At 50.6% G+C, this 5,715-nt stretch carries 2 protein-coding genes and 1 pseudogene; 2 read left to right on the top strand and 1 reads right to left on the bottom strand.

The annotated features are described in order from the left end of the window. Window positions 1-450 precede the first annotated feature (450 nt). On the top strand, window positions 451-3,909 hold the full coding sequence (locus tag LAT75_RS15035) for a sensor histidine kinase (protein WP_291483558.1): 3,459 nt from the start codon (window positions 451-453) through the stop codon (window positions 3,907-3,909). Between the two features lie 211 nt (window positions 3,910-4,120). Here LAT75_RS15035 and LAT75_RS15040 read toward each other — a convergent pair whose 3' ends face one another. Continuing rightward, window positions 4,121-5,326: an iron-containing alcohol dehydrogenase gene (locus tag LAT75_RS15040; RefSeq protein WP_291483559.1), complete on the bottom strand. Its 1,206-nt coding sequence runs from the start codon at window positions 5,324-5,326 to the stop codon at window positions 4,121-4,123. A gap of 204 nt (window positions 5,327-5,530) precedes the next feature. Between LAT75_RS15040 and LAT75_RS15045 the strand changes: the two are divergent. Further along, a pseudogene (locus LAT75_RS15045) lies at window positions 5,531-5,715 on the top strand (amidohydrolase); the annotation flags it as partial.

The raw sequence follows: 5,715 nt of genomic DNA on the forward strand, positions 1-5,715 counted from the left end.
GAAACCTGATATTCGCGCGATGCGGCCGCTACACTGAGTTTGCCGGATTCAACTAACCCGACTATTTCCTTGCGTAAACTAACTGAAAATATGCGGTGTTGCCGAAGATATTTTTTAGACATAAAGACTACTCCATGAGTAAAGGTTTATGTCAACCTATTTTAGGCGCTTACAAAAAGCCAAAAGCCAAAAGCCAAAAGCCAAAAGCCAAAAGCCAAAAGCCAAAAGCTAAAAGCTAAAAGCTAAAAGCTAAAAGCCAAAAGCTAAAAGCTAAAAGCTAAAAGCTAAAAGCTAAAAGCCAAAAGCCCTCTCTCAAAGACCCTTCAATTAATTGCTTTTTTTTAGCTAATTTGGTTTGTGTCCTGATCTTTACGTAAGTAAATATTCTTGCTGTGATATCTGCACGTTTGTGTTTTCCGTTTATCTGCCAAACATATGAAGCCTAAGTTGTTGAGCCGTTCCGCACAAAGCTTGTTTCGTTTACAGGAGTCAGCAAGAAGAACGACTCCAACACCACGTATTTCCGGTTTATGTTTCCTTCTTTCTGTGCTGCTTTGCACCACCATAGCCATCAAAGCAGCGCCTGCATTCGTATTCGGAACAGGGTTTTCCACTCAAATACCGGCGGTTTCAGCTGAAACCGGCGGGAATGCAGATATTCCGTTTGCACTAAGGCAAGTACTCAGCAAGTCCCGCCTGATCCCCCAAAACTGGACAACCCGCGATGGTTTGCCGGTAAACGGTCTCGTTGATGTTTCTCAGGATTTGACCGGATACCTGTGGATGACCTCTTACGACGGGATTGTTCGTTTCGACGGGCACAGCTTTACGGTCTTTAATACCACAAGTAACCCCGAAATAAGTACCAACCGCTATCATCATATTTTCCGCGATGACGACGACGCAGGCACCTTGTGGTTCACCGCTGAACATGGCGGCTTGCTTAGGTACCGGGACCACACCTTTACTTTTTTCCGAACCGAATCCGGTTTGCCTCCACGCCTTACGTTCCGTCCTTTCCGCTGGAACGGGCAGCTGCTGGTTACAAGCCCTGATGGCCTTTTTGTTTTTGACGAGATCGAACAAACGTTTAATAAACAAGAGTTAACCGGCGACTCAATCTCCGGTTTGATTTTTAGCATTCTTTTGGGGTACAACAATCATATTTATGTGCAAACCAGCGAGGGCGTTTACCGGGTGAACCAAAACCTGCGTGTGGATACGGTGCTGTTCGACGGCGAAATCCGTGCTGCCGCGAGAATCGTCAGTTACGGTAACAGGATGATAATGCTTGCCAATGGCGAATTTTACAGACTGGTTTCCGGCAACCGGGCTGAGAAATTGGAGATCAGTGGCTGGCAAAACCAAAGCATTATGGGCTTTGCGTTATCAGAGCGCTATGGGTTTATTTCAACAGACACCGGTACTGCGGTATTTAGCCTCGATACAATGCGCATAACGGCTTTTCATCCTTCTCCTTCTGCCGTTAAACCATTAGGAGGAATCAGGGAGCTCATTTACACAGATGAGACAAATCTTTTTTTATTTGTAAGCTTTCTGGGTGAGCTGCTGCTGTACTATAACGGGGTTTTTGAGCTGATCCGCTCCGACACCTTTTCTACAGTACCGGTTATAGCAGGTAGTTTTACAGATAAACAGGGGAATCTCTGGCTCGCTTCCACAACCGACGGCCTCATCTTATTGAAATCCGCTGATGTGTACTCTTTTTGCAGGGAAAAAGGATTGCCGGCCAACAATGTCATCGGTTTTTTTGAAGATTCAGACCATAACCTGTGGATTAATACAAGGGGAGGGAATCTGGTCCGCACATTTCCCGACGGCTCATTAGCTGAAGTTTCTGTTTCAGGAGAAAGCACTTTCGGCCGTGAATTTTATGCGTTTACGCAAACAGCCGACGGTTCGGTTTATGCCACCATAAACCGCTATGGCATAGGAAAACGGAACGGCTCCCATTCGTTTGAACTGCTCGATCTGCCAGGCTTGCCGCCGGGTTCTGAGTTGCGCAGCATGGTAACGGGACCCGACGGATCTGTTTGGTTTGGCAGCTGGGGAGGTTTGTTTAAGCTTCAGAATGACCGTCTGGTAAGTTTCACGCATCAGCAGGCTTTCTCAAGCCTGCTGATTCAGTATCTTGTATTTGATGAATCAGGCGGTTTATGGGTTGCTACTGCTCAGAAGGGCGTTTTTTATTTGAAGGATGATGAACTTCTTCATTATACCAAAGCTGACGGCCTCGGCAACGACTCGGTACGCGGCATTTATCCCGATCGCTATGATCCGGGTACGGTTTGGTTCGCTACGGAGGGCGGCGGCCTGAGCAGGCTAAAAAACGGATTGATAAGCACCGTAACCAAAAGCCAGGGACTTCACCGTAACCTGCTCCACAACATTACGGAAGATTTTTTGGGAAGGCTTTGGATGAGCACCAACAGCGGTATTTTTTATGTGTACAAAGCTGACCTCAATGCTGTGCTTGACGGCCGTTCTTCCTGGGTTTATTCCTACCTGTTTACTGAAAATGAGGGGATGGGGAATGCCGAAGGCAACGGCGGCTTTCAAAACAGCTATCTGCTGCGGCCCGACGGGCTGCTGCTATACGCAACGCAGGGCGGTGTGGCTATATTCGATACTGAACGGATTTCGACAACCCGTGAGGCCGTACGAACGGTTATTGAGGAGCTCACCATTTTATCTGCCGCCGGAAACATCTCCCATAGGTTTCCGGAACGGCTTTATCTGCAATCCGGAAATAATGACTTCACGGTGCGGTTTACCGGAATCAGTATCCGAAATGCTGAACAGCTGCGGTTTCGGTATAAGCTTGAGGGCTACGACCGTGAATGGATGGTTGCGGGTATGCAGCGGCAGCTTACCTATACCAACCTGCCGCCGCGAACCTACACCCTGCTGATTACCACCGATGAACAGTTGGAGACTGAAAATGCGGTTTATGCTTCCCTCACGATTATAATTGAGCCTGCTTTTTATCAGACAGAATGGTTCAGGGCCTTTTTGCTGCTGCTGATGGGCGGGTTCATTTATGCCGGATACCGGTATCGTCTTCGCTATTATCTGCGGCAGGAATTGAACCTGAGCCGAAAAGTTGAGCTGCGTACCCTGGAGCTTAAAGCAGAGAAGGAAGCTGCTCTTGAGGCAAGGTCCCTGATTGAGCAGCAGGCAGGCGAACTGCGTAAGCTGAATGCGGTGAAGGATAAGTTTTTCTCCGTTATTGCGCACGACCTCAAAGGTCCGTTTTCGGGCATGTCCGGGCTTATTGATTTGCTCAATGAGGAGTTTGATGAGATGCCGGATGCGCAGCGAAGAGAGCTGATCGGGCTTCTGTCAGGTGCCGGACAGAATTTTGGGAAACTACTCGACAACCTGCTCAGCTGGGCGAGGATGCAGATTAAACATTCCCAACCGGAGGTTTCAAAACTCGATATCACCGAAGTGATTTCGGAATCGGCCGGGGTGCTGGAGCTCATGATGGATAGAAAGCAGCAAAAGCTGATCAGGCGTCACGAGCAGGCCCCGCTTTGGGTAATGGCCGACCGTAACATGCTTGATACCGTAATCAGAAACCTTCTTGGCAACGCAATCAAGTTTTCGTACGAGCATTCTGTAATTATAATTCAAACCTTTACAGAAGGGAGTTTTGCCTGCATGCGTGTACAGGATCATGGGGCGGGTATCAGTGAAAAGCAGCTGGAAAAGCTGTTTAACCTGGAAACCACCTTTTCCTACAAGGGCACTTCAAATGAGTCCGGCACCGGTCTTGGCCTTATCCTATGCAAGGAAATGCTGGAGGCGATGGGCGGAAGTATTGCCCTCACCAGCAAAGAAGGGGAGGGCACAACCTTCACCTGCAAAATCCCGCTGGCAGATTAGCGGACTTTTATGTGCGAAATTCCGCTGGCAGATTAGCGGAACAGTTTAACGGACCGCGGATTGACCGGATCCGTCGGATTTTGCGGATAACTTTATTTTTAAATGAATTGCCCGAATCTCCCAAACCAGCCCAGCCCCGAACCCCATGAATAGAGCGGGCTTCAGCCCGGCCCAAAAACCCGGCCCCGAAACCCAACCCCATGGTGCCTGTTTACGCCTTCACCCGCTCGGTCATTTTCAGCATTTCCACAATATCATCGCGGGTGAGTTCGCCTCTTGCCTGCAGCGGTTTGCCGAAGCCGTAGGTTGCGATGGTGTAATCGGCTATGGCCTCGAAATCGGCTTCATCCACACCCAGATCGCTCAGGCTTTGGAAAAGTCCGTTGTTTTGCAGCCATTCTTCAAAGCGGTTGATGAAAGCAAGTGAGGCGTAGGACACATCATCCTTATCAATACCGAAAATCCGGTCGCCCAGCTGTGCGAGGCGGTCACGGCAGCGGTCGTGCTGCCACAGCCAGCGGAAGTAGGCCGGGTACAGGGTCGCGAGTCCGCGCCCGTGCGCGATATCGTGATAAAAGCCGCTGATGGCGTGCTCGATCGCATGCAGGATGAAGCCCGATGCTTCACGGCCCGCCTGCTGATAGCCGTTCAGCGCCAGGTTGGATGCCCACAACAGCCGCGCCCGAAGCTCGTAGTTGTCAGGCTCGGCAATCACGAGCGGCAGGGTTTCGACGACGGTTGCGATGATGCCCTCGCTGTAGCGGTCAGCCAGGGGCGAGCGGTTGCCGCCGAGCAGATAGTTTTCAAATACATGGCTGAGGATATCCGAAGCGCCGTCGCGGGTGGTGGCCGGCGGCAGCTCAAGGGTGAACTCGGGGTTCAGCCAGGAAACCGTCGGCTGAAAGAAGGGATAGCTCAGCGGCGATTTGCCGCGCACATCCGGATTGGAAACAACCGAGTGTGGGGTTACTTCGGAGGCCGTAGCAGCCGTTGTCGGGATGCAGGCGATGGGCAGGGCGCCGGTCATGCGGCCCATTTTTGCCCCGCCCAGGGTGTAGGGCCAGATGTCATCATCCTGCGTAACCGCAAGTCCGGCAATGGCTTTGGCGGCATCCATCGCGGAACCTCCGCCCAGGGCAAGAACCACATCACCCTTAAATTCACGCAGCGCAGCCGTAGCCCGGTTGATGGTTGGTGCCAGCGGGTTGGGCTCGATGCCTTCAAACACCAGCAGCTCGCATCCCTGCGCTTCGAGTCCGCGTGATACCCGTGTAAGGTATCCGAGGCGTTTTACGCTTCCTCCGCCAATCACCAGAAAAACTTTTTTACCGAGGGAGGCTACGTGCTCATAAAATTTCTTTTCTTTGCCCAGCCCGAACATCAGCCGGGTACGGATTTGTAAGTCAAAATCTTTCATAAATTTAAGTACAGCAGTAAGTTCAGAATAATTAAGGACGAGTTTCAGAATTTCAGGATTTGGGTAATTTGTTAAATATGCCGGACGATGCCCGCACAGAACCCAAATACAGTTTTGAAAACAAGCGCGGCTTTGTGTATCGTTCTGTGTGAGAAATTACGACGGCAACCGACCGTCATCGGACCCCAAAATGTGAAGCTATCTATGATTCCACCTCTTTTAAGATCGCAGCTGACCGAGCGGGCTGCTGCGCTGAAGCCGCAAATGGTTGAATGGCGGCGCTATCTGCACCGTAATCCCGAAATTAGTTTTAAAGAATTTGAGACCACCAAATGGCTCACGGCCCGCCTTGAGGAAATGGGCTGTGAGGTGCATCATCCTACCGAAAC

The organism is Cyclonatronum sp. (assembly GCF_022565315.1).
In the GTDB taxonomy this organism is placed as follows: domain Bacteria; phylum Bacteroidota; class Rhodothermia; order Balneolales; family Cyclonatronaceae; genus Cyclonatronum.

What these genes read in the sequence shown, in the direction of transcription:
- LAT75_RS15040 (WP_291483559.1), bottom strand. Translation starts at nt 5,326, where the DNA reads ATGAAAGATTTTGACTTACAAATCCGTACCCGGCTGATGTTCGGGCTG.